The organism is Novosphingobium anseongense, from assembly GCF_037482895.1.
Taxonomy (GTDB): domain Bacteria; phylum Pseudomonadota; class Alphaproteobacteria; order Sphingomonadales; family Sphingomonadaceae; genus Novosphingobium; species Novosphingobium anseongense.
Genome location: NZ_JBBHJZ010000001.1, coordinates 1591525 through 1617892 on the forward strand (window position 1 = coordinate 1591525; position 26368 = coordinate 1617892).

Sequence of the window (26368 nt, forward strand, 5' to 3'; positions counted from 1 at the left end):
CTAGGCATGGCGGGACGATGACCTGCCCTTCCGCTTCGACCGCATGAGTGCCGCTGCCGATCGGGCCGCGCTGGTGCGCATCGGCGCTTCGGTGCGCCAAAGGCTGGAGGTCGATCCCGCGGTCCATCGCGTTCCGGTGGACGAGGCCGAGGTCTTCGTGGTCGGCGGCTTTCTCGACGCCACCGAATGCGCGCACCTGATCGCGACGATCGATCGCGTGGCCCAGCCATCGCGCACCTTCGACCCCGAGACCGGCCCGCGCTATCGCACCTCCTATTCGGGCGACGTCGATCCCAACGATTCCTTCGCGCGAATGATCGAGCGACGGCTCTGCGACCTACTGGGCATCGATCCGACCTGGGCCGAGACCTTCCAGGGCCAGCGCTATCAGGTCGGCCAGGAATTCCAGGCCCACTACGACTGGTTCGATCCCAAGACGCCTTACGGCCCCGGCGAGATCAAGCGCGGCGGCCAGCGAAGCTGGACCGCGATGGCCTATCTCAACGACATGGAAGAAGGCGGCGCCACCGACTTTCCCGACCTCCATTTCAGCGTCCAACCACAGGCTGGCGCGCTGCTGATCTGGAACAACATGCGGCCCGACGGAACGCCCAATCCCAAGGTCCGTCACGCGGCGCAGCCGGTTACCGACGGCGTCAAATATGTCATCACAAAATGGTTCAGGACGCGTCCGTGGGGCTAAAAATCTCGATACAATCACTGCCGCTGACCGCGTTGCTCATCCTCGCGTCACCCGCGCTAGCCCAAGCCCAGACGACGAGCCCATCCCACGCCGGCGCCGAATTCGACGAAGAAGCCCGGCTCGATCGTGTCTTCGCCGACGATGCGCGCCGCGAGGATGCGCTCGATCCGCTCGACGCGCTCTATCGCGGCGCCCGGGTCGACCCCACGGTCCTCGCGCAGCTCTACACCGACTCGCTCGACCGCCGCATCCTCGGCTCGGCGCAGCAGAGCCTGCGCGCGCTCGGCCAGATCGACCGCACCCGCCTCACGCCCGAGCGGCAGATTTCCTACGACGTCTTCGCGCGATCGAAGCGCGAGCAGGTCGCCTGGCTCCAGCCCGACATCCGCGCGCTGACCGGCGTGCGTCCGTTCAACCATTTCGGCGGGCTCCACGTCGAATTCTCCTCGCTGATGTCGAGCGAAGGCGCGATCCGCTTCGAGAAGGAGGCCGACTATCGCGACGCCCTCCTGCTCGACGCGGCCTTTGGCCGGGTGATCGACAATGCGATCGGCCGCTTCCGCCAGGGCATGGCAAGCGGCGTGGTCGAGACCAAGCTCACGGTAACCAACATGATCGGCCAGCTCGATGCGATGACCGCGCAGCCGGTCGAGCAGTCGCCGTTCTATTCGCCCGTGCTCAAGTTCCCCGCGAGCCTGCCCGAACCGCGCCGCACCGAACTGCGCGCCGCCTATGCCGCGACGATCCGCCAGACGATCTATCCGGCCTATGCGCGCCTGCGGCAGTTCCTGTCGGAAGAATACCTGCCGGCGGCGCGCGATCAGGTCGGGCTCTCGGCGATGAAGGGCGGCGCGACGCTCTACAGCCGGCTGATCGAGCGCGAGACCACACTGAAGCTCGATCCCGAAGAGGTCCACAAGCTGGGCCTCTCCGAAGTGGCGCGGATCCAGCGCGACATGGACGGGGTGCGCCGCGAGATGGGTTTCGCCGGCTCGCTGCGCGAATTCTTCGACCACATCCGCACCGATCCGCGGTTCCATCCCAAGACCGCACAGGAGCTCAAGGACGGTTTCGCCAAGATCGCGCGCGAGGTCGATGCGCAGATCCCGCGGTTCTTCTTGGCCGTGCCCAAGACCCCGCTGCTGATTCAGCCCTACCCCGAATTTCGCGCCAAGTACGAGGCCGGCGGCAGCTACAACCAGGGCGCCTCCGACGGGACGCGGCCGGGCATCTTCTATTTCAACACCTACGACCTGCCGAGCCGCTTCCTGACCGGCATGGCCACGCTCTATCTGCACGAGGGCATCCCCGGTCATCACTTCCAGATCAGCCTGGCGCAGGAGGATCAGAGCCTCCCCGGGTTCCAGCGTTTCGACGGCAACAACGCCTTCGTCGAAGGCTGGGCGCTCTATGCCGAGACGCTCGGCTATCCGATGGGCTTCTACAAGGACCCGATGCAGCACTGGGGCACGCTCGACGACGAGATGTTGCGGGCGATGCGGCTGGTGGTCGACACCGGGCTCCATGCCAAGGGTTGGACGCGCGAGCAGGCGATCGATTACATGCTCGCCAATTCGGGCATGGGCCGCACCGACGCCACGGCCGAGGTCGAGCGCTATGTCGCGATCCCCGGCCAGGCGCTGTCGTACAAGATCGGCGCGCTGACGATCCAGCGGCTGCGCGCCAAGGCCGAGACGGCGCTGGGCGACAAGTACGACATCCGCCTGTTCCACGAGCAGGTGCTCGGCTCGGGCGCGCTGCCGCTGCCCGTGCTCGAAGCGAAGATCGACGCCTGGATCAACGCCGTGCAGAAATTGAGCGGGGCCTAGCTGCGGCGCTCGTGGGCGAGCACCGCGGCGCGCAGCGCGGTCGCATCGTTCAGCGCATTGTGCGGGCGAGCGCCGGGCACGATCGGGTCGATGAGCACCGGATCGACGAGTTCGCTGCGGCTGACCGGCATGGTGTCGAGCATCGGCAGCACGTGTTCGGCCACCCACGGCGTCGGCGCCGCGCAAACGAGCGCCGCGTAAAACGGCGCCGTCGCCTCATCCTCGGGCACCAGGGCGATCGAGATCAGCTCGCCGCCGAACCCGTTGTATTCGGCGTCGAGGAAATAACGCATCAGATCTCCGCGTAATCGACGACCGGACGGTCCTCGCGCGTGCCGCGATAGCGCGCGGTGGGATCGTTGGCGTCGCCGGCGATGATGACATGGTCGTCGTGGACCTCGAGCAGGGTGCCGACGAAGGGAAAGCCTTCGAGGCTCCCGGTCACGCGGTAGCTGACCGTGTCGCCGGCCTTGAAGGTCTCCGGCTTGAAGTTGAATTCGAACGGGCAGTTCTCGCCCGTTTCGCCCATGCCTTGCATCGCGTGTCTCCTTTGCCGAGAAAATAGCGACTGTGGCTCACAAATGCAAAAGGCCGCCGGATCGCTCCGGCGGCCTTTTTGTCCACTTGCGTGGGTTGCGCCTGGTTCAGCTAGGCTGAACCAGATCGACGGCTATCAGCCGACGATTTCTTCGGGCTTGAAGAAATAGGCGATCTCGACCGCGGCGTTCTCGTCGCTGTCCGAACCGTGGACCGTGTTGGCCTCGATCGATTCGGCGAAGAGCTTGCGGATCGTGCCTTCGGCCGCGTCCTTGGGATTGGTCGCGCCCATGATGTCGCGGTTGGCCTGCATCGCGTTCTCGCCTTCGAGAACCTGGACCACGACCGGGCCCGAGATCATGAAGCTGACGAGCTCGCCGAAGAAGGGACGCTCCTTGTGGACGGCGTAGAAGCCCTCGGCCTGTTCCTGGCTCATCTGGATGCGCTTCGAGGCGACGACGCGCAGGCCGGCTTCCTCGAGCTTCGCGGTGACCGCACCGGTCAGGTTGCGGCGCGTGGCGTCGGGCTTGATGATCGAAAAGGTGCGGGTCACCGCCATGATAGGGTTCCTTGCGAGGTTTGTGTCTGTCGTTGGATGGCCGCGCCCCTAGCCGGGAAAGCGCGGCGAGGCAAGGTCGCTCAGACCTGCAAGGTGTCCCGCCAGCGGGCATCGACCCAGGCGAATTGCTCGCGCGCCGCGGCGAAGGCCGAATCGACGTCTTCGTGGAAGTCAGAACGGTGGATCTTGCGCCAGTAGACCTTTTGCAGACCTTCGAATTCGAGCGGTTCGATCCGCGCGAGCACATTGAAGCCGACGCGCCCCGCGGCGTCGCGGACGAAGCTGATCACGCGGTCGCGATCGGGATGCATGAAATCGGCGGTCGACTCGCTCACGCCATGCACTCGCTTACGGGCCCTCGACCCACTTGCCGCCCTGCTGCTTCCAGAAGCGTCGGTCGATCCCCCCGCGCTTGCCCAGCATGACCCAGCACTCGCGCGCGGGCTGGAGCGTCTCGTCGTCGAAGATGTAGAAGGTGCGCTCGAACCCGGTGTCGCTGTCGCGCCAGACGCCGTCGGCGATCGCCAGGTATTTGGCGCCGTTACCCGCCGCCATCTCGCCCGAGAGCAGGATCGGCTGGCGCGCATCGTGGTCGCCGCCGGAAAAGCCATGCGCGAGGAACGAATCAGCGACCCGTCCCCAAAGCTCGCGGCTGATAACCCCGAGTTGGTCCTCGCGGCCGGAGACCACCAGCAGCCGCTCGCCCGCCTTGAGCGTGTTGCGCGCGATGAGCGGCAGCACGGCCTCGGCAGGATCGCGACTGAGCTGGTAGAAATCTACGCGCATCAGAACCTTACGGCCTATCCTTCAAAATTGTCTCGAACGAAGCGATCGAGGATACGCACACCGAAACCGGTCGCGCCCTTGTCCCAGGTCTGGCCCGGCTTGTCGGCCCAGACGGTGCCGGCGATGTCGAGATGCGCCCAGGGCGTCTTGTTCTCGATGTAGCGCAGCAGGAACTGCGCGGCGGTGATCGAACCGCCCAGACGCGGGCCGACGTTCTTCATGTCGGCGATCGGGCTGTCGATCATCTTGTCGTAGGCCGTGCCCATCGGGAAGCGCCAGAGCCGGTCGCCCGTGGCCTGGCCTGCGGCGGTGAGCTTGGCCGCGAGATCGTCGTCGTTCGAGAACAGGCCGGCATATTCGGTCGACAGCGCCGCGATGATCGCGCCGGTCAGCGTCGCCAGGTCGACGATCGTCGTCGGCGCATATTCCTTCTGTACCCAGGTCAGCGCGTCGCAGAGCACGAGGCGGCCTTCGGCGTCGGTGTTGATCACTTCGATCGTCTGGCCCGACATCGACGTCACGACGTCACCGGGACGCTGCGCCTTACCGTCGGGCATGTTCTCGACGAGGCCGACCACGCCGATCACGTTGGCCGAAGCCTTGCGCAGCGCGAGCGCGAGCATCGTACCCGCGACCGCACCGGCCCCGCCCATGTCCCACTTCATGTCTTCCATGCCCGCGGCAGGCTTGATCGAGATGCCGCCGGTGTCGAAGGTGACGCCCTTGCCGACGAAGGCCAGCGGCTTCTCGCCGGCCTTGCCGCCGTTCCATTCGATCGCCAGCAGCCGCGCGGGCTTTTCCGAACCCTGCGCCACGCCGAGCAGCGCGCCCATGCCGAGCGCCTTCATCTCGACGTCGTCGAGCACGCGCAAGGTCAGGCCGGTACCGGCCATGCGGTCCTGGCAGCGGGCGACGAAGCTTTCGGGATAGATGACGTTGGCCGGCTCGGTGACGAGTTGGCGGGTGAATTCGATGCCCTCGGCCACGGCGCTCTCGCGCTCCCAGGCGGCCGCTGCGCCGTCGGGTGCACCCGCGACCGCGATCTCCTTGAGCGACGGCTTCTGCTCGTCGGTCAGCTTCGTGCGATAGGTGTCGTGACGCCAGGCACGCAGCCGCGCGCCGAGCAGCACCGAGGCAACCTCGTCGGCCGAAAGCGCCGCGCCCGAAAGGTCGAAGGTCAGCGACGGCTCGCCCGAAGTGAGGAATCGCGCAACAAGTCCGGCGCCCGCGCGTTCGAGCGCGGAGATACGATCATCGGCATCGGGGCTGCCGATCCCGGCGAGGGCGACGCGCACCAAGGTGCCGCCGCGTTCGGCGAAGCCCTCGAAGATCTGCCCGGCCTTGCCCGCAAAGCGGGTCGCGCGCGCACCTTCGGCCAGCACCGGCTCCAGTTCGGCCGGGATCGCATCCTGATTGACGAGGCGGGCGATAAGGCGGGTGGAAGGCGTGGCAGACGCATCAAGGAACTGGATTTGCATGAATTCTCCTCGGTTGGGCCGAATTGGGACCCACCAATTGCCGGGGCGGATTGCAGTTAAGCACGTGCGGTGCGATAGGCAAGGGATGCTCCCTGCCCCGCGGACCCAGTTGCAAGCCCGTGTCCTTCGCTTGCGCCCCTGGCATCTGCTGGCGATGGCGGCGGGCCTTGCCATGCTGGCCGAGCCCGCCTGGGCTCAGGACGGACCGGCCGCCCTGCCTGTCCAAACCACGCCCCAGCCCGCCGGTCCGACGGCCGATGCGGCCCCGGCCGCCGACCTCTCAGACGGCCCGATCGGCTTCGAGGCCGACGAGGTCGAATACAACGACAAGGCCGATACGGTCACCGCCAAAGGTGCGGTCGTGCTGCGGCGCGACGACCAGTCGGTGCGCGCGGATCAGGTAACCTGGGATCGCAACACCGGGAAGATCGTCGCCACGGGCAATATCCGTCTCGTCGACGAGGACGGCAACCAGCTGTTCACCGATCGCGTCGAGCTGACCGACGAGCTCAAGACCGGCGCGATGGAAAACCTGCTGCTCGCATTGCGCGAAGGCGGCCGGCTCGCCGCGCAGTCGGGCCAGCGCCTGCCCAACGGCGATGTCGTGCTCAGCCACGCGTCCTATACGGCTTGCGAGGTCGAGGATGCCGACGGTTGCCCCAAGCAGCCGACCTGGCGAATCACCGCTTCGCAGGTGATCTATCAGGACGATCAGAAGAGCGTGCGCTTCAAGGGCGCGCGGCTCGAAATCTTCGGCATCCGCCTTATGCCGCTGCCCGGCCTGCTCGTCGCCACCGACGGCCGCGCCATTTCCGGCCCACTGATCCCCGATCTGCGCCTCTCGGCCTCGAACGGCGTCGAGATCAGCGAAGGCTATTACCTGCGGCTCTCCGACAGCAGCGACCTGACCGCCACCGGTTACGTCTATACCAAGGCGCCGCCGATGGTCTCGGGGCAGTACCGCGCGCTGACGAGCAAGGGTTCGTACCAGATCACCGGCTATGCCACGAAGAGCGATCTCATCGCGGTTTCGGGGCAACCGAGCAACGCCGCCGAAAGCAATTTCCGCGGCTACGTCTACGCCAACGGCCGCTTCCAGCTCTCACCCGAATGGAGCGTGACCAGCTCGATCCGCCGCAGCACGGACCGCACCTTCCTGCGCCGCTACGACATCAGCCGCGACGATCGCCTGCGCTCGATGGTCGACATCGAGCGGATCGCGCCCAATTCCTACCTGTCGATCGCCGGCTGGTCGACGCAGACCCTGCGCGTCAACGACGATCAGGGCCAGGTGCCCTTGGCGCTGCCCGCGATCGACTATCGCCACCGCTTCACCGATCCGCTGGTCGGCGGACGGCTCGAACTGCAGGTCAACAGCCTCGCGATCCTGCGCTCGAACGGGCAGGACACGCAGCGCGCCTTCGCCGGCGCGCGCTGGGACCTGACGCGGATCACCGGCCTCGGCCAGCAGATCACGCTGACCGGTCTCGTCCGCGGCGACGTCTATCATTCGGACGACAATGCGCTGACTTCGACCGCGATCTATCGCGGCGAGTCCGGCTGGCAGGGACGCGGCATCGCCACGGCCGCGGTCGACGTCAAATGGCCGCTCGTCGGCGCGGTCTTCGGCGGCACCCAGGTCCTGACGCCGCGCGTCCAGCTCGTCGCCACGCCGTCGATCCGCAACCTCGCCGTGCCCAACGAGGACGCGCGCGCGGTCGATCTCGAGGATTCGAACCTGTTCGCGCTCAACCGCTTCCCCGGCTACGACCGGGTCGAGGACGGCGTGCGCTTCACCTATGGCTTCGACTGGCAGTTCGAGGCGCCGCGCTGGAAGATCAAGACCACGATCGGCCAGTCCTATCGCCTGACCACCGAACAGACGCTGCTGCCCGACGGCACGGGCCTGTCGAGCCGCACCTCGGACATCGTCGGCCGCACCGAGGTTCACTATCGCGGCTTCCTCAAGGTCACGCACCGCTTCCGGCTCGACAAGGACAGCTTCGCGATCCGCCGCAACGAATTCGACGCGACGATCGGCGACAACAAGACCTATGCCGAAATCGGCTACGTTCGTCTCAACCGCAACATCCAGACGATCGAAGATCTCCAGGATCGCGAGGAGCTGCGTGTCGCCGGCCGCGTCGCGTTCAAGAAATACTGGTCGCTGTTCGGCTCGGCCGTGGTCAACCTGACCGACCGCAACGAGGACCCGTCCAACCTTTCCGACGGTTTCCAGCCGCTGCGCACGCGCCTTGGCGTCGCCTATCAGGACGATTGCCTCGAACTCGCCTTCACCTGGCGGCGCGACTACGTCGCCACGGGCGACGCGCGCAAGGGCAACGTCTTCCAGGTCTATTTCGCGGTCAAGAACATCGGCGTCCGGTGATATCGGCTGCCGGCGAGCCGCGCGGGGGCGGGGCTCTGCTGGTCCTTGTCCCCTTCCCCCAAACACCCTATCCGGCGCACTCAGTATTGGTTAAGCCGGGCCGCGGCAAAGCGCCGGCCTAGGCCGCGCTCGCGGGATGGGATCAACGACACGGTGGATAAGACTATTCGCACGACATTGAAGAACGGCCGGCTTGCCGCCCTCGGGCTCACCGCGCTCGGGATGGCGATCGCCGCCCCCGCGCAGCAGATCGATCCTGCCGGTCCCAGCAATCCGGCGGGCGCGCCCTCGGATGCGCAGGGCACGATCTCGATTCCCGAAGGCGTGACGATCTTCGGCAAGAACGATCCCAACATGCGCCGCGCGACCGCGCTGGTGAACGGCGACATCATCACCGGCACCGACGTCGACCAGCGCCTGGCGCTGATCCTGGCAGCCAATGACGGCAAGATCAGCGACGAGGAAAAGGAGCGCCTGCGCATGCAGGTGCTGCGCAACCTCATCGACGAAACGCTGCAGATCCAGGAGGCCAAGGCTTCCGACATCACGATCGAAGACGGCGAGATCGACCAGACCTATGCGCGCGTCGCGCAGCAGAACTTCAACCAGAACGTCGCGGCGATGGATTCCTACCTTGCCCGCGTCGGATCCTCGCCGGCCTCGCTCAAGCGCCAGATCCGCGGCGAGCTCTCGTGGCAGCGCCTGCTGCGCCGCAACGTCCAGCCCTTCATCAACGTCTCCGAAGAGGAAGTGAAGGAAGTCATCGCGCGCCAGCAGCAGGACAAGGGCACCGAGGAGTACCGCATCGGCGAGATCTATCTCGCGGCCTCGCCCGACGCCAAGCAGCAGGTCTTCGAGAATGCCAAGCGCATCGTCGACCAGCTCAAGCAGGGCGGCTCTTTCGTTGCCTATGCGCGCCAGTATTCGCAGGCCTCGACCGCCGCAGTGGGCGGCGATCTCGGCTGGATCCGGCTCAGCCAGCTTCCCGGCGAACTCGCCACGGCGTCGCGCGAACTGCAGCCCGGCCAGCTCGTCGGCCCGATCGAGGTCCCCGGCGGCTTTTCAATCGTCTATCTGATCGACAAGCGCCAGGTGCTGACCGCCGATCCGCGCGACGCGGTGCTCGCGCTCAAACAGATCTCGATCAGCTTCCCCGCGGGCACGACCCAGGCCGATGCCACCAGGAAGGCCGGCGAATTCGCCAATGCCATGAAGGAAGCGCGTGGCTGCGGCGCGGTCGACGGCGTCGCTCGCGCGCTCGGCGCGCAGGTCGTCGCCAACGACCAGATCCGCGCGCGCGACCTGCCCGGGCCGCTCCAGGATGCGGTGCTCGGCATGGCCGTGGGCGAAACCTCGCCGCCGTTCGGCTCGATCGCCGACGGCGTCCGCGTGCTGATGCTCTGCGGTCGCGACGATCCGCAGAGCAACAACACCCTGAACTTCGATCAGGTCATGGCGCAGATGGAAGACGAGCGCGTCAACAAGCGCGCGCAGATGTACCTGCGCGATCTCCGCCGCGACGCGATCATCGACTACAACTGATGGTGCGCGGATGACCGCGCCGGCCATGTTACCCTTGGCAGTCTCCCTGGGCGACCCGGCCGGAGTCGGCCCCGAGCTGCTGACCGAGGCCTGGACCCGCCGCGCAGAGGAAGGGCTCACGCCCTTCTTCGCCGTCGGCGGCGCTATGGTCCTCGCCGAAGCCGCGGCGATCCGCGGCATCGCAGCCCCGGTGGAGCGCATCACCGATCCGGCCCAGGCGGCGGAGGTCTTCGCGCGGGCCCTGCCCGTGCTCGATCATGCCGATGGTTCCTACAAGCCCGGTCAACCCGATCGTGCCGGCGCCGAACTCGCGCTCGCCTCGCTGACCGAAGCCGCGCGTCTCGCGGTCGCCGGTGAGGCCGGCGGCGTGGTCACCGGCCCGATCGCCAAGTCGCGGCTCGCCGAACTGGGCTTCGCCCATCCCGGCCAGACCGAATTCGTCGCCGCGGCGAGCGGAGTGGCACTCGAGGACGCGGTGATGATGCTCGCAGGGCCGAGTCTGCGCACCGTGCCGCTGACCGTGCACATCGCGCTCGCAGAGGTTTCGGGAGCATTGAGCGCAGAGCTCATCCAGCGCCGTTGCAGCATCGTTGCAGCGGCCTTGCAGCGCGATTTCGGACTGGCCAATCCGCGCCTCGCGCTCGCGGCGCTGAACCCCCACGCCGGCGAAGACGGCCGCTTCGGCAGCGAGGAAGCGCAGATCATCGCTCCTGCCATTGCCGCGCTGCGGGCCCTGGGAATCACCGTCACCGGGCCACACCCGGCCGACGCGATGTTCGCGCCCCACGCCCGCGGCGACTATGACGTCGCTTTGTGCATGTACCACGATCAGGCACTCATCCCCTTGAAAGCTCTCGATTTCGACAATGGCGTCAATGTCACGCTGGGGCTGCCGATCGTGCGTACCTCGCCCGATCACGGCACCGCCTTCGGCATCGCCGGCAAGCGCCTCGCCAACCCCGGCGCGACGATCGCGGCGCTGCGCATGGCCGGCGAATGCGCCGCGCGCCGGGCCATGACGTCATGAGCCTGCCCGATCTCCCGCCGATCCGCGAGGTCATCGCCCGCCACGGCCTCCAGGCCACCAAGGCGCTCGGCCAGAACTTCCTGCTCGACGAGCAACTGCTCGGCCGGATCGCCAGAATTCCGGGCAATCTCAAGGACCAGGCCGTACTCGAGGTCGGCCCCGGCCCCGGCGGCCTGACCCGCGCGCTGCTCCGCGCCGGCGCCCGCGTCACCGCGATCGAGATGGACCGCCGCTGCCTGCCCGCGCTCGCCGAGCTCGAGGAGGCCTTTCCCGGCCAGCTCCGCGTGATCGAAGGAGACGCCACGAAGATTTCTCCAGCCGATCTCTTTTCCGAACCATATCATATCGTTGCAAACCTTCCTTACAACGTTGGCACAGCTTTGTTCACGGGCTGGCTGTCCGGGGAAACCTGGCCGCCGCAGTGGGCTTCGCTGACCCTGATGTTCCAGGAAGAGGTCGCCCGCCGCATCATAGGCGTGCCCGGAACCTCGGAATTCGGCCGCCTCGCCGTGCTGGCGCAGTGGCGGGCCGAGGCCAAGATCGCGATGAAGGTCCACCGCAGCGCCTTCACTCCGCCACCCAAGGTCATGTCGGCGATCGTCCACGTCGTGCCGGGCGCGATGCCGGCTGGCGTTTCGGCCCGCAAGCTCGAACGCGTCACCGAAGCGGCCTTCGGACAACGGCGGAAAATGCTAAGGCAGAGCTTGAAAGGCCTGCCCGGGGCGCTAGAGGCGCTCGACCGCTTGGGGATCGATTCCCAGCGGCGCGCCGAGACGCTGAGCGTCGCGGAATTCGTCAGCCTGGCTGGCGAATTGTAGAGTATCCCGGAACGCCCTCCCCCTGCATGCGTTCCGACAGACTTAGGAGATACCGGATGAAGCTGTTGCGTTGGACCCTGGCCGGGGCATCCGCCTACGTCATCTACAAGTATTCGATCGGCAAGAAGACCAAGGGCGAGGACGTCTTCGTCGCGCCCGAGGAAGGTGCCGCCGGCGAGCTCTCACCGGCCCGCGAAAGCGCGGCCCCGCCCAAGCGCGCCAAGCCGCGCAAGACCACCAAGACCGCGGGCTAAGGTCCCGAAACCGATCGGTTCGCGTCCCCGCCGAGGCGGGGACGCAAGCCCAGTCAGGCCGCGACGGCCGCCTTCTTCTTCTGACGCCAGGCGTGAAGCAGCGGCTCGGTATAACCGTTGGGCTGCTCGACACCCTTGAACACGAGATCGCAGGCCGCCTGAAAGGCCAGGCTGGTCTCCCAGTTGCCCGCCATCGGCTCGTAGCGTGCGTCGCCGGCGTTCTGCGCGTCGACCTTGGCAGCCATGCGCTGGAGCGATTCCAGGACCTGCTCCTGGGTGCAGACGCCGTGGAGCAGCCAGTTGGCCATGTGCTGGCTCGAGATGCGCAGGGTCGCGCGGTCTTCCATCAGGCCGACGTCGTTGATGTCGGGCACCTTCGAGCAGCCCACGCCCTGGTCGATCCAGCGCACGACATAGCCCAGCAGGCCCTGCGCATTGTTGTCGAGCTCTTCACGGATCTCCTGCTCGGACCAGTTGGTGCCCTGCGCGAGCGGCACGGTCAGCAGGTCGTCCAGACCCGGGACCGGCTGGCCGGCGAGTTCCTTCTGAACGTCGAACACGTCGATGTCATGGTAGTGCATGGCGTGGAGCGTCGCCGCGGTGGGCGAAGGCACCCAGGCGGTGTTCGCGCCGGCCTTGGGGTGGACGGTCTTCTCGGCCATCATCGCGCCCATGCGGTCGGGCGCGGCCCACATGCCCTTGCCAATCTGAGCACGTCCCGAAAGACCGTGCTTCAAACCTATGGCAACATTACGCTTTTCATAGCACGAAATCCACTTCGAGCCCTTGATGTCGTTCTTGCGGATCATCGGACCCGCGCGCATCGAGGTGTGGATCTCGTCGCCGGTGCGATCGAGGAAGCCGGTGTTGATGAAGACGATCCGGTCCTTCACCGCATGGATGCAGGCGCCGAGATTGACGCTGGTACGGCGCTCTTCGTCCATCACGCCGACCTTGACGGTGTGGCGAGGGATCTTAAGCAGATCCTCGACAGCGTCGAACAAGTCATTGGTAAAGGAGCACTCTTCGGGACCATGCATCTTCGGCTTGACGATGTAGATCGAGGCCGTGCGGCTGTTGCCGTGCGTGCCGAGCCCCTTCACGTCCTGCGTGGAGATCGCGGAGGTGATCACCGCATCCATGATGCCCTCGGGGATCTCGCTGCCGTCAGCGAGCAGGATCGCCGGATTGGTCATCAGATGACCGACGTTGCGCACGAACAGCAGGCTGCGGCCCGGCAGGCTGATCTGGCCGCCCCCTGCTTCATTGGCGCCGCCGTTCCAGATGCGGTCGGGCTCGAGCGCGCGGGTCAGGCTCTTGCCGCCCTTCTCGAAGGTGTCGGTCAGATCGCCGCGGATCACGCCGAGCCAGTTGCGATAGGCGGCGAGCTTGTCCTCGGCATCGACCGCCGCGACCGAATCCTCGAGATCGACGATCGTGGTCAGCGCCGATTCGAGCACGATGTCGGCGATGCCCGCGACGTCGGTGGCGCCCACCGGATGCGAGCGATCCAGCACGAGCTCGATGTGGAGCCCGTTGTGCTGCAGGAGAAGGCCTCCCTCCTTGCGTCCGACCAACTGGCTGGCATGGGCCAGCGGCGGATCGCCGGCGCCGTCCCAGTTGGACCAGGAGCCCGAAGCCAAAGGCACGGCGCGGTCGAGGAAGGCACGGCCGGCGCGGATCACCGCGGCGCCGCGCTCGGCATCGTAGCCGCCGGGCCTGGCCGCCGGGGCGTCGAGCGCATCCGTGCCGTAATAGGCGTCGTAGAGGCTGCCCCAGCGCGCATTGGCGGCGTTGAGCAGAAAGCGCGCGTTGAGCACGGGGACGACGAGCTGCGGGCCGGCCAGTGCGGCGATCTCGTCATCGACGTTTTGCGTGGTGACGGTGAAAGCCTCGGGCTCGGGCACGAGATAGCCGATCTCGGCCAGGAAGGCGCGGTATTCGGCGGCATCGAGCGGCTTGCCGGCGCGTGCGGTGTGCCAGGCGTCGATCTGCGCCTGGAGATCGTCGCGCTTGGCCAGCAGCGCGCGGTTCTTCGGCGCGAACGCGCCAAGCAGAGTCGCAAAACCCTGCCAGAAAGCGTCGGCGGACTTGCCGATCGGTGCAAGCACCTCGCCTTCGATGAACTGCGCCAGCTTCGCGTCGACCTGAAGTCCCGCGCGATCGATCCTGTCCGTCATTTGCCTCACTCACCATGCTTGGGCCGCGGCCGCCAGGATGCGGGGCGGCCGGGAATCTGCCGATAATCCCTGGGGAAGGAACGCCGGGCCTATGGCCCAAGCCTGCAGGCTTGGCAACCTGACCAAAGTGGCCGTCACACCCGCCCCGGCCGTCGGACGAATTTACAGTTAGCGCGCGGTTAACCACGCTCTTGCGCGGATTTCAGCCTCTGGCATGGTGGTTGCTACTGAAGCCCGCGAAGGGAATACGATGTTTAGCAAGATCGGCAGGCTGTTCGTGATCAAGACGCGTCTCGAGGCGTTCCTGATCATCTATGCGCTGGCGCTCGGGGCGACCGAGCGTGGCTCGGTCTATCTCGAGCAGTTCCCCGGCTGGGGCGGCAAGCTGCTGTTCCTCGCCTGCACCGCCGCGGTGTTCATGGCGGGCGGCAAGATCCTCGACTGCCTGAAGTTCGAACAGGCGCGCGACGCAGCCGCTGCCGAGAAGACGGCCGCCTAGTCGCCGGTCGCGACGAACAGCCCCTTGGCGCGGTCCTTGACCACGCGATCGGCGCGGAAGACCGAGCCGCTCATGGCGATGTAGACCCCCGGCTCTGCGCACTGGACCGCGGCAAAGGCCATGCCGAGGTTGAAGCTGGCATCGCTCTCGCTGAACCGCGCGGGCGCCAGCGCCCCGACGAGCACGATCACCTTACCCGGAATGTCGGCGAGCGCTCTGGCGGTTTCGGTCATCGTATCGGTACCGTGCGTGACGACGATGTGCGCCTCGCGCGCTGCGGCGATCCGCTCGTGGATCGAGGCGCGATCGGCGTCGGTCAGCTCGAGGCTGTCCTTGCGCGCCACTTCCTCGACGCGGAACGGCCGGCGCACGCGGCCGATCTCTAGCAGGCGCGCGACGACGCTCTCGCCGACCTGATAGTCCGAGAGCGCGTCGAAGTAGATCTTGTCGATGGTCCCGCCGGTGGTCAGCAGCAGGATGGGCGTTTCGGTGGGCAGCATGGCCAGACCATATCACGCCTGAGAAATAAGTGGGACGCTTCTGTTGCCCGGTGCGCCCCGTACCGCTGGTCTCCGTTCTGTTACCCGGTCGGTCCAACCGTGTTCTAACTTTGTAACTTCAGGGCGTTAGCCCCTAGAATTACGCCGCGAGAGCAAGTGCTTCGTTGTCGTTGGCACTTATGAGTTTTGAGCCTTGAACGGGTTACTCAGCCCGGGCAAAAACAGCGTTTTTCAACACACGTCGATCCTAGTTCGGCCCCGTCATTATCCCTGCGACAACAGGGCTCCTGCCCCCGGAAAATCCCGGTTCAGGATGATAATGGTGGAGCCGCCGGGTACCGCCCCCGGGTCCGCTGTGCCTATTGCACGCCGCAATTTATCACCATAGCCGGTCGAAACCGGCGAGGACCTATATAGGCGGTCCTCGCTTAATGTGAAGTGACTAGCGGCCGGCTATTGCACAGCCCCGTCGTCAGGCGCGCTTGCGCAGTTCGTCGCGGATTTCCTGAAGGATATCGACCTCGCTCGGCCCCGCAGGCGCGGCTTCGGCTTCCTTCTTGGCGACGACGCGGTTCACGCCTTTGACCAGCAGGAAGATGATCCAGGCGACGATCAGGAAGTTGACGAGCTGGGTGATGAAATCGCCGTAGCCGATCATCGGCACGCCGGCCGCCTTGAGCGCGGCATAGTCGGTCAGCGAGCCCTTGTAGTCGGCGGGCGGCGAGCCCAGCGCGACGAAGTAGTTGGTGAAGTCCACGCCGCCGGTGAGCCAGCCGACCACGGGCATGATCACGCTTTCGGTCAGCGATGTGACGATCTTGCCGAAAGCCGCGCCGATGATGACGCCGACGGCGAGGTCCATGACATTGCCGCGCGCGATGAAGGCCTTGAATTCGTTGAGCATAGCCACTCCTCCTGTACCGTATCCTCGCGCGGAAGGCTGCCACGTAAGGCGAATGGTCACAAGCGCACGCAGCGCTTGAACCCCCGGCAATCGGCTCTACATTCGCCGCACGATGCCCGGCAGTTCGCCGCGGCGCCTCGGGAGCCGCCTCGCATGACCGCTTCGTCCCTGTTCCGCTTCGCCCTCGCCGCCCTGGCCGCGGCGAGCCTCTCCGCCTGTGGCATCAACTCGATCCCCACGGCGCAGGAGAACGCCAAGGCCAAGTGGGCCGACGTCCAGGCCGCCTTCCAGGAGCGCGCCAACCTGGTCCCCAACCTCGCCGCCGTGGCCAAGGGCGCGGCCGATCAGGAAAAGGGCATCCTCACCGGCGTGGTCGAGGCGCGTGCCAAGGCGACCTCGATCCAACTCAACGCCAATGACCTGACCGATCCAGAAAAAATGGCACAATTTCAGGCAGCTCAGAACCAACTTTCGAGCTCGCTCGCAGGGTTCGGCCGGCTGCTCGCCAACGTCGAGGCCTATCCCGAGCTCAAGTCGATCACCAATTACCAGATGCTGCAGAGCCAGCTTGAGGGCCAGGAGAACCGCATCCGCGTGGCGATCCGCGACTACAACGGCGCGGTTCAGGACTACAACACGCGCGTTCGCACCTTCCCCGAGATGATCGGCGCGAAGATCCGCGGGGCCGAGGTCATGGTGCCCTACCAGGCCGCGACGCCGGGTGCCGAGGTCGCGCCGAGCCTCGAAGGGAAGCTCTGAAAGCGGTCCCAATGCGACACCTCGTTGCCGTTGCCTCGCTCCTGCTGGCGCTGCTGGCGGGCCCCGCGCTGGCCGCGCCGAGCTTCCCGCCGCTGTCAGGGCGCGTGGTCGACGCCGCGAACGTCATCCCGCCCGATGTCGAGGCGCGGATCGACCAGAAGCTCGCCGCGCTCGAAACGCAGTCGCGACGCCAGTTGGTGGTCGCGACGATCCCCAGCCTTCAGGGCTACGAGATCGCCGACTATGGCTATCAGCTCGGCCGCGCCTGGGGGATCGGCGCCAAGGACAAGAACGACGGCGCGCTGCTGATCGTCGCGCCGAACGAGCGCAAGCTGCGCATCGAGGTCGGCTATGGCCTCGAAGGCACGCTGACCGACGGGCTCTCGTCGCTGATCATCAACCAGGCGATCGTGCCCAAGCTCAAGGCCGGCGACATGCCCGGCGGGATCGAGGCCGGGGTCGACGCGATCGTCACCCAGCTGACCCTGCCGCCCGAAGAGGCCGCCAAGGTCGTCGCCCAGGCAAAGCAGGCGCCGCAGCAGGACGAGGCGATCGAGTGGGGCCACTTCGTGGTCTTCGGGCTGATCTTCTTCTTTTTCTTCGTCCTGCCCCTGCTCCGCGGCAAGCGTGGACGCCGCTATCGCAGCGGCGGCTTCATACCGATCGTCTGGGACTCGGGCGGTTCTAGCTGGGGCGGTGGTGGCGGCTTCGGCGGCGGCGGCGGATTCTCGGGCGGCGGCGGCAGCTTCGGCGGCGGCGGCTCGTCGGGTTCGTGGTAGGAGACGCAAGATGGCCGATCTCTCACCGATGACCGAAGCCGACCGCGACCGCGTCGGCGCCGCCGTGGCTGCCGCCGAAGGCCAGTCCGCCGGCGAGATCGTCACGATCCTCGCCGAACGCTCGGACGACTATGGTGACGTCGCGCTCGTCTGGTCGGCGGCGGTCGGCTTGCTGGCGCTGTTGGCGCTCGTCGCCCTGCCCGACTTCTATCTCGGCCTCTACGCGCGGCTGACCGGCGCCTGGGTCCACGAATGGAGCCCGCGCGAGGTCTTCGCCGTGGCCGCGCTGGTCGTCGCGCTCAAGTTCGCGGGGACCTGGCTGATCCTGCTCTGGCGGCCACTGCGCTTGGCGCTGACTCCCGCGACAATCCGCAACCGCCGCGTGCGTGCGCGGGCGATCACCTGCTTCAAGGTCGGCGCCGAGCGCCGCACCCATGGCCGCACGGGCATTCTCGTCTATCTGTCGCTGGCCGAGCACCGCGCCGAGATCGTCGCCGACGAGGCCATTGCCGCGATAGTCCCGGCCGAGACCTGGGGCGACGCCATGGCGGGGATGCTGGCCGAGCTGAAGCGCGACCATCTCGCCGACGGCCTGATCGCCGCGGTGACGCAGGTCGGCGCCGTGCTCGCGCAGCACTTCCCGCGCGCCGACGACGACCGCAACGAACTCCCTGACAGGCTGATTGAAGTATGAGCGACCACCACGATCGCAGCGAACCCGACGAAGTGATGTGGCAGGGGCGCTTCATCACCGCGCGCAAGAAGGGCAAGTGGGAATATGTCAGCCGCGCCCGCGGCATCCGCGCCGCGGTGATCCTCGCAATCGAGGAGGACGAGGACGGCGAGGAATACGTCATCCTGGTCGAGCAGTTCCGCGTACCGCTCGGCCGCCCCTGCATCGAGCTGCCGGCGGGCCTGATCGGCGACCACGAAGAGCACGCGGGCGAACCCGACGAAGTCGCCGCCGCGCGCGAGCTCGAGGAAGAGACCGGCTACCATGCCGAGCGCATGGAAGAGATCGGCCAGTTCTATTCGTCGCCGGGCATGGTCAGCGAGAGCTTCACCCTGTTCCGCGCGCACGGCCTGACCCTGGTGGGCGAAGGCGGCGGCGTCGAGGGCGAGGACATCACCGTCCACCGCATAAACCTCGACCGCATCGACCGCGCGCTCGCCGAATGGCGCGCGCAAGGCCGCGCGATCGACGTCCGATTGCTGACCCTGCTGGGGCCGGGGTTGCTGGGGCGGTAACGCCCATCCCTCCCCGCAGACACCAATCCCGTCCTCCCCAATTTCGCGGGGATGACGGTCATTCTTATGATGACGAGCGTTCTTACAGCGTCGTGAAGATCGCGCCGAAGTCCTTGCCGCCGTTGCCGGCTTCGTTGAACGCCTCGTAGATCTTGGTCGCATGCTCGCCGAGCGGCACGTTCGCGCCCGCGGTCTGCGCGCCGGCCATGGCCAGGCGCAGGTCTTTGAGCATCAGCGCCGAGGCGAAGCCGCCCTGGTAGCCGTTGTCGGCCGGGCTCGTCGCGCCCACGCCGGGGGCCGGCGTATAGTCGTTGAGCGACCAGTTGTAGCCGGTCGACTTCGACGAGATCTCGTAGAACTTCTGCATGTCGAGCCCGGCCTTCTCGGCCAAGGCCAGCGCCTCGCAGGTGCCGATCATGTGGATCGCCAGCAGCATGTTGTTGCACATCTTGGCAACCTGGCCCGCACCGAGCGCGCCCGCATGGATCACCGCCTTGGCCATCGGTTCGAGCACCGCCTGCGCGCGCGCGAAGGCTTCCTCGGTGCCACCGACCATGAAGGTCAGCGTGCCGCCGTTGGCCGCGGCGATGCCGCCCGAAACGGGCGCGTCGACCATCTCGTAGCCCGCGGCCTTGGCCGCCTCGCCGACTTCGCGCGCGGTGGCGAGGTCGATCGTCGAGCAGTCGAGGAACAGCGCGCCCGCGGGCGCCTGACCGAGCACGTCGGCCTCGTAGACGCTCTTCACGATTCCGCCGTTGGGCAGCATCGAGACCACGGCGTCGACGCCCTGCACGGCCTCGCGCACCGTCGTGAAGACGGCGCAGCCATTTTCCTTGGCCTTGGCGAGCGCTTCGGCCGCGAGATCGAAGGCCTGGACCTCGTGCCCCGCCTTGACGAGGTTCGCGGCCATGCCGCCGCCCATGTTGCCGAGGCCGATGAAAGCGATCTTCATGTCAAACGTCTCCTGTCGCGGCGAGCCATTCGCGTCCCTGATCGGTCAGCACGAAGCTCGGCTCGAAATGTCCGGTCGGCTCGAAGGCGAGGATGCCGTCGCGTTCGAGCCGGCTCACGATCGCCCGGTCTAGCCAGACGCGGTCCTTGCGCAGTCGCAGGCCACCGGCCGGCAGCGCGCGCCCGCCGGTGATGCGCAGCCAGGTGCGCAGCCAGGCGAGGCTGGTCAGCGTCTCGACGGCATCGGCCGCATCGGGATCGCCGTGCCACCAGGCAAGCTTCTGGCTGCCCGGGCGCTTCTGCTTCTCGATCGGCAAGGCCTCCGGAGTCGGCAGATCGACCTTGGCGAACTCCTCGTCGAGCATTGCCAGGGCCTCTCCCTTGTGCGGAAAGACCGGCGGCGTCGCCATGGCTTACTTGCCCTTCCAGACCGCCGGGCGCTTCTCGACGAAGGCCTTCATGCCTTCGGCCTTGTCCTCGGTCGCGGCCAGGATGCCCCAGGTGCGGCGCTCGTAGAGCAGGCCCTGCTCGAGCGTCGTCTCGAAGGCGACGTTGACCATTTCCTTGTTCAGCAGCGCGGCGAGGCGCGGCATGCCGGCGATCTCGGTGGCGATCGCGACCACCGCGTCGACGAAGCCCTCGGCGGGCAGGATGCGCGCGACGAGGCCCGACTTTTCGGCTTCGACGGCGTCCATCATGCGACCCGTGAGGCAGAGGTCCATCGCCTTGGCCTTGCCGATCGCGCGCGTCAGGCGCTGCGTTCCGCCCATGCCCGGCGCGACGCCGAGCTTGATCTCGGGCTGGCCGAACTTGGCCTTTTCAGAAGCGATGATCATGTCGGCCATCATGGCGAGCTCGCAGCCGCCGCCGAGCGCGAAACCATTGACCGCGGCGATCCAGGGCTTGCGCACGACCGACGCGATGCCCTTCTGCCAGCCGTCGAAGAAGGCCTGGGCGAAGAATTCTGTGGCGGGCTTGTCGGCCATCTCGCCGATGTCGGCACCGGCGGCGAAAGCCTTCTCGCCCGCGCCGGTGAGGACGGCGGCCCCCTGGCTGTCGTCGGCCTCGAACTTGGCGAAAGCGTCGATCAGTTCCTTCATCACCGTCGAGCTCAGCGCGTTGAGCGCCTGCGGGCGGTTGAGCTGGATCAGCGTGACGGCGCCGCGCTGTTCGACGAGAAGCGTTTCGTAGCTCATAGCGGTTTCCATTCCTTGTCGGCCGGCAGCGGCGCGAAGATTGAATCGATCAGTTCGTCGGTGACGCCTTCGGGCGTCGCCGGATCCCACTTGGGATCGTTGGTCTTGTCGACGATCACGGCGCGGACGCCCTCGGCGAAGTCGGGCCGGGTCAGCACGCGCGCGGCGATGCGATATTCCATGACCATGTTCTCGGCGAAGGAGCCGAGCTTTGCGCTGTCGGCGAGCTGGCGCAGCGCGACCTTGCAGGTCTGCGGGCTCTTGGTCTTGAGCGTCGCCAGCGTCTTGGCCGCCCATTCGCTATCGTCGGCCTCGAGGCTCGCGAGGATGTGCTCGTAGCGGTCCGAAGCGAAGTGCCTGGCGATCTCGGTCGCGTGCGCCGCCAGCTTGGGCTCGGGCGCGGTCACCGCGAGCGCCGACAGGACGCCGCCGATCTCATGACCGCCGACGATCCGCGCCTTGGCCTCGGCCAGCTTGTCGACGGGCAGGTAATGCGTCGCGAGGCCGGCCCAGAGCGCTTCCGAACCGTCGATCCGCGCGCCGGTGAGCGCGAGGTACTGGCCCAGGCGGCCCGGCAGGCGCGAGAGCCACCAGCCGCCGCCGACGTCGGGGAACAGCCCGATGCCGGTCTCGGGCATCGCATAGCGCGTGTTCTCGGTCGCCACGCGGTACTTGGCGGGCTGCGAGATGCCGACGCCGCCACCCATGGTGATGCCGTCGATGAAGGCGACGATCGGCTTGGGATAGACCGTCATCAGGTGGTTGAGCTGGTATTCCTCGTAGAAGAACGCCAGCCCCGAGACGCCGTTGTCGGTCAGCGCCGAATTGCGCAGGAAGGCGATGTCGCCGCCCGCGCAGAAGCCGCGGCCCTCGCTGTGATCGACGATCACGGCCTTGACCGCGTCATCGTCCTTCCAGGCGACCAGCGCGTCGGTCATCGCGTGGTCCATCGCCGCGGTCAGCGCGTGGATCGCCTTGGGGCGGTTGAGCGTCAGGAAGCCCGCGACGCCGTCTCGGCGAACGATGAGCTCTTCGGTCTGGCTCACTTGAGCAGGTCCCGCCCGATGATCATGCGCATGACCTCGTTGGTGCCTTCGAGGATGCGGTGGACGCGCAGGTCGCGCCAGAAGCGCTCGATCGGATAGTCGCGCAGGTAACCGTAGCCGCCGAAGATCTGCAGCGCCTGGTCGACGATCTGCGAACCGTTGTCGCTGGCGAGGCGCTTGGCCATGGCGGCGAAGCGCGTCTTGTCGGGCGCCCCGGCGGTGACCTTGGCGGCCGCGAGATAGAGCAGCGCGCGGCTGGCCTCGAGATTGGTCGCCATGTCGGCCAGGGTGAACTGGGTGTTCTGGAAATCGGCGATCGGCTTGCCGAACTGCTGGCGATCCTTGGCGTAGAGGATCGCTTCGTCGAGGCAACGCTGGGCGCCGCCGAGCGAGCAGGCGCCGATATTGAGGCGGCCGCCGTCGAGGCCGGCCATGGCGAACTTGAAGCCGTCGCCCTCGGCGCCGACACGGTTCTCGACCGGCACCTTGACGTTGTCGAAGCTGACCTGCGCGGTCGGCGAGCTGTTCCAGCCGAGCTTCTTCTCGTTGGCGCCGAACGAGACGCCTTCCTGGTCCTTCTCGATGACCAGGCACGAGATGCCCTTCGCGCCGTTGTCGCCGGTGCGGACCATGGTCACGTAGAAGTCGTTGACGCCGCCACCGGTGATGAACTGCTTGGTGCCGTTGACGACATAGTGGTCGCCTTCGAGGCGCGCGGTGGTCTTGAGCGCTGCAGCGTCGGAACCCGAACCGGGTTCGGTCAGGCAGTAGGAGCCGAGCTTCTCCATGCCGACGAGCTGCGGCAGGTAGCGCTGCTTGATCTGGTCGTCGCCGAACTTGTCGATGATCCACGAGGCCATGTTGTGGACCGAGATGAAAGCCGCGGTCGACGGGCAGCCGTAGGACAGCGCCTCGAAGATCAGCGCCGATTCGAGCCGGCCGAGATTGATCCCGCCCATCTCCTCGGAGATGTAGATCGCGCCGAAACCGAGCTCGCCCGCCTGGCGCACGACGTCGCGCGGGAAGTGCTTGGTCTCGTCCCATTCCGCCGCCTTGGGCGTGATGGCGTCGGCGGTGAACCGGCGGGCCATTTCCTGAATGGCGAGCTGGTCTTCGGTGAGGCTGAAAAGGTCGGTCATGCCGCGCGCCTTATCCGATTTAACCGCTCGGTTAAATACCCTGCCCGCCTATAAATAAGCTCAGGGAGAGATTTTTGTGGTCCCCGGACGCAGCACCGCCCGCCTCTCCGGTGAGAAAGGCGGGCGGCCTGGTTTGCGTCGATCGGGCCTCAGGCCAGAGCGGCGATGATGTCCTTGCCGAACAGGTCCTCGTCGGCCGGGATCACCTTGGTCACCTTGAGCGGCTTCGAGACCCAGGTCTCGTTGATCAGATCGCGCCAGGTGATGTTGTTGTTGGTCGAGTTGCCGCCCCACGAGCCGCAGCCCAGCGAGAAGGTCTGGCGCATGCCGTTCCACAGGTTGCCCGAGTTCGACGGGGCCTGCGGCTGGTTGACCATGACGCGGCTGGTCTTGGTGTTCTCGGCCAGCTTGAGGATGTTCTCGTCGCTGTTCGAATAGATGCCGCACGAGTGGCCCTGGCCCTGGTAGGCCTGGATGCCATTGGTCAGATCGATCGCCTCGTCGATGTCCTTGGCGCGGTAGAGCGCCATGGTGACCGACAGCTTCTCGCCCGAGAAGGGGTGATCGGCGCCGTAGCCGCTTTCGGGAACGATCAGGAAGGTCTTGCCTTCGGGCAGGTCGATGCCGGCCATGCCGGCGATCTTGCTGGCGGTCTGGGCAACGATCGCGGTGTTGAGCGCGCCGTCCTTCCAGATCGTGTCCTGAAGCTTCTGCTTGTTCTCGCCCTCGACGATGAAGCCGCCTTCCTTCTGCAGCTTCTCGAGCATCTGGTCGTAGACCTTGTCGAACAGGATCACCGAGTTGTCCGACGAGCACGAGGCGGCGAGGTCGAGCGTCTTCGAGACGCGGATCTTCTCGGCTGCGTCGTCGAGATCGGCGGTGTCGTCGACGGTGATGACGGCGTTACCGACGCCGACGCCGAGTGCCGGGGTGCCCGACGAGTAGGCGGCGAGCACCATGGGACCGCCACCGGTGGCGAGCACGCGGTCGCACTGGCGCATGACCTCGTTGGTCTTCTCGACCGAGGGAATCTCGATCGGGATGACCAGGTCGGCCGGCGCGCCGAGCTTGACCAGCGCTTCGCGCATCTTGTCGCAGATGATCTTGTTGGTGATCTTGGCGCGCGGATGCGGGCAGATGATGATCGAGTTGCGGCCCTTCACGGCCGAAATCGACTTGATCACCGGAGTCGCCTCGGGATTGGTCGAGGGCGAAAGCGCGCCGATCACGCCGACGGGCTTGGCGATCTTGACGATGTTGCGCTCGGCATCTTCCTCGATCACGCCGACCGACTTGTCGTCGATGATGTCCATCAGCGCGGCGCGGGTCTTGCGCGCGATCTTCAGGTACTTGCCGTCGTAGTTGCCGAGCTGCGATTCATCGACCGTATGCTGCGCGATCTCTTCGGCGACGCCCGGCTGGGCGACGGCCCAGACCATGCCGCGGATCAGGCGATCGACCTGCTCCTGCGTGTAATGCTCGATCTGCTGCTGCGCCTTGCGCGAGCGTGCAACGAGTTCGGCGACTTCCTTGGCTTCGGGCGTGTCGGCAATCGGGCGGGCAGCGGCCATCTTCTTGTCCTATCCTTCGATGTGCGCCGCGATGTCGATGAAGCCCGCAACCGTCGCGCACACGCGTAACGGCCCGGTTCTCAAGCATCCGGCTCCACGCCGCCACTGCACTTTTGCCCAGCGGCGTTCAAGATGATTCGCCGCAAGCCATGTTGCGCAAAACGGCATGGTCGTTTGACTATGCTGCAGCTCAGATAGTGCGGCGTAACGCCGCTTCAAGCTGCCGATAATTCCCCCATAGGAACGTGAGTTCGACATTCCAGACAACAAGCCTGTTGCCCTCCCCCCGCCGCTTCGCCATGAACGCAGCGACGATGACGAACAGCAGGATTTCCGCGTGACTCAACCCAGCATCGATTCCGCTCAGTTCCGCCAAGTGCTCGGCAGCTATCCGACCGGCGTGAGCGTGGTCACGGCGATGGGCGCGGATGGCCAGCCGATCGGCATGGTCGTGGGCACCTTCACGTCGGTCTCGCTCGATCCGCCGCTGGTCGGCTTCCTGCCCGACAAGAAAAGCTCCTCCTGGCCGCAGATCGAGGCTGCCGGCCATTTCTGCGTCAACGTTCTCGCCAGCGACCAGCAGGAGGTCTGCAAGCAGGTCTCGGCCAAGGGGCCCGAGAAGTTCGTCGGCGTCGAATACGAGATCTCGCAGCACAACCTGCCCGTGATCGCCAATTCGATCGCGCGCATCGAATGCTCGATCCACTCGGTGGTCGAGGCCGGCGATCACTGGATCGTGCTGGGCAACGTGCTCGGCCTCGAAGTCACCCGCGACGAAGATCCGATGCTGTTCCACCGCGGCCGCTACGGCGGTTTCGCCGAACTCGCCTAAGCTCTGGACTTGACTCTGCCCATGCCGATGCTGTTCGGGTGTACAGCATTGTATCCGATCGGGAGAGCATCAAGATGACGAGATCACTGAACGGCCGCGTCGCGGTCATCACGGGCGCGGGTTCGGGCATGGGCCGCTCGATGGCGCTGCGTCTGGCCGAAGACGACGCGAAGATCGCGATCTGGGACATCAACGGCGAAGGCGCCGAAGAGACCGCCAAGCTGGTGCGCGACGCCGGCGGCACGGCCATCGCCATTACCGCCGACTGTTCGGACCCGGCGGCGATCAAGGCCGCGGCCGCGCAGACGCGCGCCGAGTTGGGCAAGATCGCGATCCTGATCAACAACGCCGGCATCGCGCCGTTCACGCCGTTCCTCGAGATCGACCTGGCGCTGCTCGAGAAGGTGCTGCGCGTCAACACGATCGGCCCGTTCCTCGTCACCCAGGAATGCGTGCCCGACATGATCGAGGCCAAGTGGGGCCGGATCATCAACATCACCTCGTCGTCGGTGCAGTCGGGCTCGGCGCTGCAGACGCATTACACCAGTTCGAAGGGTGCGCTGCTCGGCTTCACCAAGTGCCTCGCCATGGCGCTGGGCGAGCACGGCATCACCGCCAACATGATCCCGCCGGGATCGATCGACACGCCGATGCTGCGCGGCGCCGAGATCATGCAGCGCGAGGGCGCTGTCGAGGCCTATGGCAACGCGCTGCCGGTGAAGCGCATCGGTACGGGCGAGGACATCGCCGCAGCCGCAGCCTTCCTCGCCTCGGAAGAGGGCGGCTACATGACCGGCCAGACGATCAGCGTGAACGGCGGCCGCTACATGGGTTCGGCCTAA

29 protein-coding genes and 1 other RNA gene are annotated in these 26368 nt (G+C 66.5%); 14 read left to right on the plus strand and 16 right to left on the minus strand.

Annotated features, from left to right (window positions below; translation table 11 throughout):
- Positions 1-43 precede the first annotated feature (43 nt).
- Positions 44-703, plus strand: a complete 660-nt coding sequence (locus WG901_RS07495) for a prolyl hydroxylase family protein (protein ID WP_339586384.1) — start codon at positions 44-46, stop codon at positions 701-703.
- Positions 694-2532: a DUF885 domain-containing protein gene (locus WG901_RS07500; RefSeq protein WP_339586385.1), complete on the plus strand. Its 1839-nt coding sequence runs from the start codon at positions 694-696 to the stop codon at positions 2530-2532. Before WG901_RS07495 ends, WG901_RS07500 begins: the two co-directional genes overlap by 10 nt.
- Here WG901_RS07500 and WG901_RS07505 read toward each other — a convergent pair.
- From WG901_RS07505 to WG901_RS07530, 6 genes are all read right to left on the minus strand, one after another.
- Positions 2529-2825 carry a hypothetical protein gene (locus WG901_RS07505; protein WP_339586386.1) on the minus strand — a complete coding sequence of 99 codons (297 nt, stop codon included), beginning with the start codon at positions 2823-2825 and terminating at the stop codon, positions 2529-2531. The two genes, WG901_RS07500 and WG901_RS07505, sit on opposite strands and share 4 nt — an antisense overlap.
- Positions 2825-3070: a hypothetical protein gene (locus WG901_RS07510; RefSeq protein WP_339586387.1), complete on the minus strand. Its 246-nt coding sequence runs from the start codon at positions 3068-3070 to the stop codon at positions 2825-2827. Before WG901_RS07510 ends, WG901_RS07505 begins: the two co-directional genes overlap by 1 nt.
- A 135-nt stretch (positions 3071-3205) precedes the next feature.
- A complete protein-coding gene (gene ndk / locus WG901_RS07515; RefSeq protein WP_339586388.1) occupies positions 3206-3628 on the minus strand; it encodes a nucleoside-diphosphate kinase in 423 nt (140 codons plus the stop codon).
- Positions 3629-3708: 80 nt separating this feature from the next.
- Positions 3709-3963, minus strand: coding sequence for a hypothetical protein (locus WG901_RS07520; RefSeq protein ID WP_339586389.1), 255 nt, complete (start codon positions 3961-3963; stop codon positions 3709-3711).
- Positions 3964-3976: 13 nt separating this feature from the next.
- Positions 3977-4414 carry a DNA polymerase III subunit chi gene (locus WG901_RS07525; protein WP_339586390.1) on the minus strand — a complete coding sequence of 146 codons (438 nt, stop codon included), beginning with the start codon at positions 4412-4414 and terminating at the stop codon, positions 3977-3979.
- 14 nt (positions 4415-4428) lie between these two features.
- Positions 4429-5892 carry a leucyl aminopeptidase gene (locus WG901_RS07530; RefSeq protein ID WP_339586391.1) on the minus strand — a complete coding sequence of 488 codons (1464 nt, stop codon included), beginning with the start codon at positions 5890-5892 and terminating at the stop codon, positions 4429-4431.
- An 85-nt stretch (positions 5893-5977) separates the two neighbouring features.
- Here WG901_RS07530 and WG901_RS07535 point away from each other — a divergent pair, with 85 nt between their 5' ends.
- From WG901_RS07535 to WG901_RS07555, 5 genes are all read left to right on the plus strand, one after another.
- The gene (locus tag WG901_RS07535; protein ID WP_339586392.1) at positions 5978-8281 is read left to right on the plus strand and encodes an LPS-assembly protein LptD; all 2304 of its coding nucleotides are present in this window, start codon (positions 5978-5980) and stop codon (positions 8279-8281) included.
- 153 nt (positions 8282-8434) lie between these two features.
- The gene (locus tag WG901_RS07540) at positions 8435-9823 is read left to right on the plus strand and encodes a peptidylprolyl isomerase (RefSeq protein WP_417602501.1); all 1389 of its coding nucleotides are present in this window, start codon (positions 8435-8437) and stop codon (positions 9821-9823) included.
- 25 nt (positions 9824-9848) lie between these two features.
- Positions 9849-10850 carry a 4-hydroxythreonine-4-phosphate dehydrogenase PdxA gene (pdxA, locus tag WG901_RS07545; RefSeq protein ID WP_417602585.1) on the plus strand — a complete coding sequence of 334 codons (1002 nt, stop codon included), beginning with the start codon at positions 9849-9851 and terminating at the stop codon, positions 10848-10850.
- Between the two features lie 2 nt (positions 10851-10852).
- On the plus strand, positions 10853-11668 hold the full coding sequence (rsmA, locus tag WG901_RS07550; RefSeq protein ID WP_339586660.1) for a 16S rRNA (adenine(1518)-N(6)/adenine(1519)-N(6))-dimethyltransferase RsmA: 816 nt from the start codon (positions 10853-10855) through the stop codon (positions 11666-11668).
- Between the two features lie 56 nt (positions 11669-11724).
- Entirely contained in the window at positions 11725-11922 is a 198-nt protein-coding gene (locus WG901_RS07555) for a hypothetical protein (protein ID WP_339586394.1), read from the plus strand.
- 53 nt (positions 11923-11975) lie between these two features.
- Here WG901_RS07555 and WG901_RS07560 read toward each other — a convergent pair whose 3' ends face one another.
- Positions 11976-14102: a malate synthase G gene (locus tag WG901_RS07560; RefSeq protein WP_339586395.1), complete on the minus strand. Its 2127-nt coding sequence runs from the start codon at positions 14100-14102 to the stop codon at positions 11976-11978.
- A gap of 250 nt (positions 14103-14352) precedes the next feature.
- Here WG901_RS07560 and WG901_RS07565 point away from each other — a divergent pair, with 250 nt between their 5' ends.
- Positions 14353-14601 carry a hypothetical protein gene (locus tag WG901_RS07565; RefSeq protein WP_339586396.1) on the plus strand — a complete coding sequence of 83 codons (249 nt, stop codon included), beginning with the start codon at positions 14353-14355 and terminating at the stop codon, positions 14599-14601.
- Here WG901_RS07565 and WG901_RS07570 read toward each other — a convergent pair.
- The 3 genes from WG901_RS07570 to mscL all read right to left on the minus strand — a co-directional run bounded on the left by WG901_RS07570 (position 14598) and on the right by mscL (position 16005).
- The gene (locus WG901_RS07570; RefSeq protein ID WP_339586397.1) at positions 14598-15101 is read right to left on the minus strand and encodes an asparaginase domain-containing protein; all 504 of its coding nucleotides are present in this window, start codon (positions 15099-15101) and stop codon (positions 14598-14600) included. The genes WG901_RS07565 and WG901_RS07570 overlap by 4 nt on opposite strands.
- Positions 15102-15167: 66 nt before the next feature.
- Positions 15168-15543, minus strand: a transfer-messenger RNA (tmRNA) gene (gene ssrA / locus WG901_RS07575).
- 30 nt (positions 15544-15573) lie between these two features.
- Positions 15574-16005, minus strand: a complete 432-nt coding sequence (gene mscL, locus WG901_RS07580; RefSeq protein ID WP_339586398.1) for a large conductance mechanosensitive channel protein MscL — start codon at positions 16003-16005, stop codon at positions 15574-15576.
- A 153-nt stretch (positions 16006-16158) separates the two neighbouring features.
- On the opposite strand from mscL, the gene WG901_RS07585 reads away from it, so the two are divergent.
- From WG901_RS07585 to WG901_RS07600, 4 genes are read left to right on the plus strand one after another with little or no spacing between them, the layout of a single operon-like run.
- Complete coding sequence (locus tag WG901_RS07585; RefSeq protein WP_339586399.1) at positions 16159-16764, plus strand: LemA family protein; 606 nt, start codon at positions 16159-16161, stop codon at positions 16762-16764.
- 11 nt (positions 16765-16775) lie between these two features.
- Positions 16776-17543 carry a TPM domain-containing protein gene (locus WG901_RS07590; RefSeq protein WP_339586400.1) on the plus strand — a complete coding sequence of 256 codons (768 nt, stop codon included), beginning with the start codon at positions 16776-16778 and terminating at the stop codon, positions 17541-17543.
- Positions 17544-17553: 10 nt separating this feature from the next.
- Entirely contained in the window at positions 17554-18237 is a 684-nt protein-coding gene (locus tag WG901_RS07595) for a TPM domain-containing protein (protein ID WP_339586401.1), read from the plus strand.
- The gene (locus WG901_RS07600; protein ID WP_339586402.1) at positions 18234-18791 is read left to right on the plus strand and encodes an NUDIX hydrolase; all 558 of its coding nucleotides are present in this window, start codon (positions 18234-18236) and stop codon (positions 18789-18791) included. The genes WG901_RS07595 and WG901_RS07600 overlap by 4 nt, the downstream gene beginning before the upstream one ends.
- Positions 18792-18873: 82 nt before the next feature.
- Here the strand turns inward: WG901_RS07600 and mmsB are convergent, their stop codons facing one another.
- The 6 genes from mmsB to WG901_RS07630 all read right to left on the minus strand — a co-directional run bounded on the left by mmsB (position 18874) and on the right by WG901_RS07630 (position 24694).
- The gene (gene mmsB / locus WG901_RS07605; RefSeq protein WP_339586403.1) at positions 18874-19743 is read right to left on the minus strand and encodes a 3-hydroxyisobutyrate dehydrogenase; all 870 of its coding nucleotides are present in this window, start codon (positions 19741-19743) and stop codon (positions 18874-18876) included.
- A gap of 1 nt (position 19744) precedes the next feature.
- Entirely contained in the window at positions 19745-20152 is a 408-nt protein-coding gene (locus WG901_RS07610) for a hypothetical protein (protein ID WP_339586404.1), read from the minus strand.
- Positions 20153-20155: 3 nt separating this feature from the next.
- Complete coding sequence (locus tag WG901_RS07615; protein ID WP_339586405.1) at positions 20156-20938, minus strand: enoyl-CoA hydratase-related protein; 783 nt, start codon at positions 20936-20938, stop codon at positions 20156-20158.
- Positions 20935-21984 (minus strand): enoyl-CoA hydratase/isomerase family protein, encoded by a 1050-nt coding sequence (locus tag WG901_RS07620; RefSeq protein ID WP_339586406.1) that lies wholly within the window; start codon positions 21982-21984, stop codon positions 20935-20937. Before WG901_RS07620 ends, WG901_RS07615 begins: the two co-directional genes overlap by 4 nt.
- Positions 21981-23123 carry an acyl-CoA dehydrogenase family protein gene (locus WG901_RS07625; protein ID WP_339586407.1) on the minus strand — a complete coding sequence of 381 codons (1143 nt, stop codon included), beginning with the start codon at positions 23121-23123 and terminating at the stop codon, positions 21981-21983. Before WG901_RS07625 ends, WG901_RS07620 begins: the two co-directional genes overlap by 4 nt.
- 149 nt (positions 23124-23272) lie before the next feature.
- Positions 23273-24694: an aldehyde dehydrogenase family protein gene (locus WG901_RS07630; protein WP_339586408.1), complete on the minus strand. Its 1422-nt coding sequence runs from the start codon at positions 24692-24694 to the stop codon at positions 23273-23275.
- A 337-nt stretch (positions 24695-25031) separates the two neighbouring features.
- On the opposite strand from WG901_RS07630, the gene WG901_RS07635 reads away from it, so the two are divergent.
- Positions 25032-25526, plus strand: coding sequence for a flavin reductase family protein (locus tag WG901_RS07635; RefSeq protein ID WP_339586409.1), 495 nt, complete (start codon positions 25032-25034; stop codon positions 25524-25526).
- A 74-nt stretch (positions 25527-25600) separates the two neighbouring features.
- Positions 25601-26368, plus strand: a complete 768-nt coding sequence (locus tag WG901_RS07640; RefSeq protein ID WP_339586410.1) for an SDR family NAD(P)-dependent oxidoreductase — start codon at positions 25601-25603, stop codon at positions 26366-26368.

Bases quoted from the DNA above. Each gene is read 5' to 3' on its own strand.
- WG901_RS07495 (WP_339586384.1), top strand. From the start codon at position 44: ATGAGTGCCGCTGCCGATCGGGCCGCGCTGGTGCGCATCGGCGCTTCG.
- WG901_RS07505 (WP_339586386.1), bottom strand. From the start codon at position 2,825: ATGCGTTATTTCCTCGACGCCGAATACAACGGGTTCGGCGGCGAGCTG.
- WG901_RS07510 (WP_339586387.1), bottom strand. From the start codon at position 3,070: ATGCAAGGCATGGGCGAAACGGGCGAGAACTGCCCGTTCGAATTCAAC.
- ndk (WP_339586388.1), bottom strand. From the start codon at position 3,628: ATGGCGGTGACCCGCACCTTTTCGATCATCAAGCCCGACGCCACGCGC.
- WG901_RS07525 (WP_339586390.1), bottom strand. From the start codon at position 4,414: ATGCGCGTAGATTTCTACCAGCTCAGTCGCGATCCTGCCGAGGCCGTG.
- WG901_RS07530 (WP_339586391.1), bottom strand. From the start codon at position 5,892: ATGCAAATCCAGTTCCTTGATGCGTCTGCCACGCCTTCCACCCGCCTT.
- WG901_RS07535 (WP_339586392.1), top strand. From the start codon at position 5,978: ATGCTCCCTGCCCCGCGGACCCAGTTGCAAGCCCGTGTCCTTCGCTTG.
- pdxA (WP_417602585.1), top strand. From the start codon at position 9,849: ATGTTACCCTTGGCAGTCTCCCTGGGCGACCCGGCCGGAGTCGGCCCC.
- WG901_RS07555 (WP_339586394.1), top strand. From the start codon at position 11,725: ATGAAGCTGTTGCGTTGGACCCTGGCCGGGGCATCCGCCTACGTCATC.
- WG901_RS07560 (WP_339586395.1), bottom strand. From the start codon at position 14,102: ATGACGGACAGGATCGATCGCGCGGGACTTCAGGTCGACGCGAAGCTG.
- WG901_RS07565 (WP_339586396.1), top strand. From the start codon at position 14,353: ATGTTTAGCAAGATCGGCAGGCTGTTCGTGATCAAGACGCGTCTCGAG.
- WG901_RS07570 (WP_339586397.1), bottom strand. From the start codon at position 15,101: ATGCTGCCCACCGAAACGCCCATCCTGCTGCTGACCACCGGCGGGACC.
- mscL (WP_339586398.1), bottom strand. From the start codon at position 16,005: ATGCTCAACGAATTCAAGGCCTTCATCGCGCGCGGCAATGTCATGGAC.
- WG901_RS07585 (WP_339586399.1), top strand. From the start codon at position 16,159: ATGACCGCTTCGTCCCTGTTCCGCTTCGCCCTCGCCGCCCTGGCCGCG.
- WG901_RS07590 (WP_339586400.1), top strand. From the start codon at position 16,776: ATGCGACACCTCGTTGCCGTTGCCTCGCTCCTGCTGGCGCTGCTGGCG.
- WG901_RS07595 (WP_339586401.1), top strand. From the start codon at position 17,554: ATGGCCGATCTCTCACCGATGACCGAAGCCGACCGCGACCGCGTCGGC.
- WG901_RS07600 (WP_339586402.1), top strand. From the start codon at position 18,234: ATGAGCGACCACCACGATCGCAGCGAACCCGACGAAGTGATGTGGCAG.
- mmsB (WP_339586403.1), bottom strand. From the start codon at position 19,743: ATGAAGATCGCTTTCATCGGCCTCGGCAACATGGGCGGCGGCATGGCC.
- WG901_RS07610 (WP_339586404.1), bottom strand. From the start codon at position 20,152: ATGGCGACGCCGCCGGTCTTTCCGCACAAGGGAGAGGCCCTGGCAATG.
- WG901_RS07615 (WP_339586405.1), bottom strand. From the start codon at position 20,938: ATGAGCTACGAAACGCTTCTCGTCGAACAGCGCGGCGCCGTCACGCTG.
- WG901_RS07625 (WP_339586407.1), bottom strand. From the start codon at position 23,123: ATGACCGACCTTTTCAGCCTCACCGAAGACCAGCTCGCCATTCAGGAA.
- WG901_RS07630 (WP_339586408.1), bottom strand. From the start codon at position 24,694: ATGGCCGCTGCCCGCCCGATTGCCGACACGCCCGAAGCCAAGGAAGTC.
- WG901_RS07640 (WP_339586410.1), top strand. From the start codon at position 25,601: ATGACGAGATCACTGAACGGCCGCGTCGCGGTCATCACGGGCGCGGGT.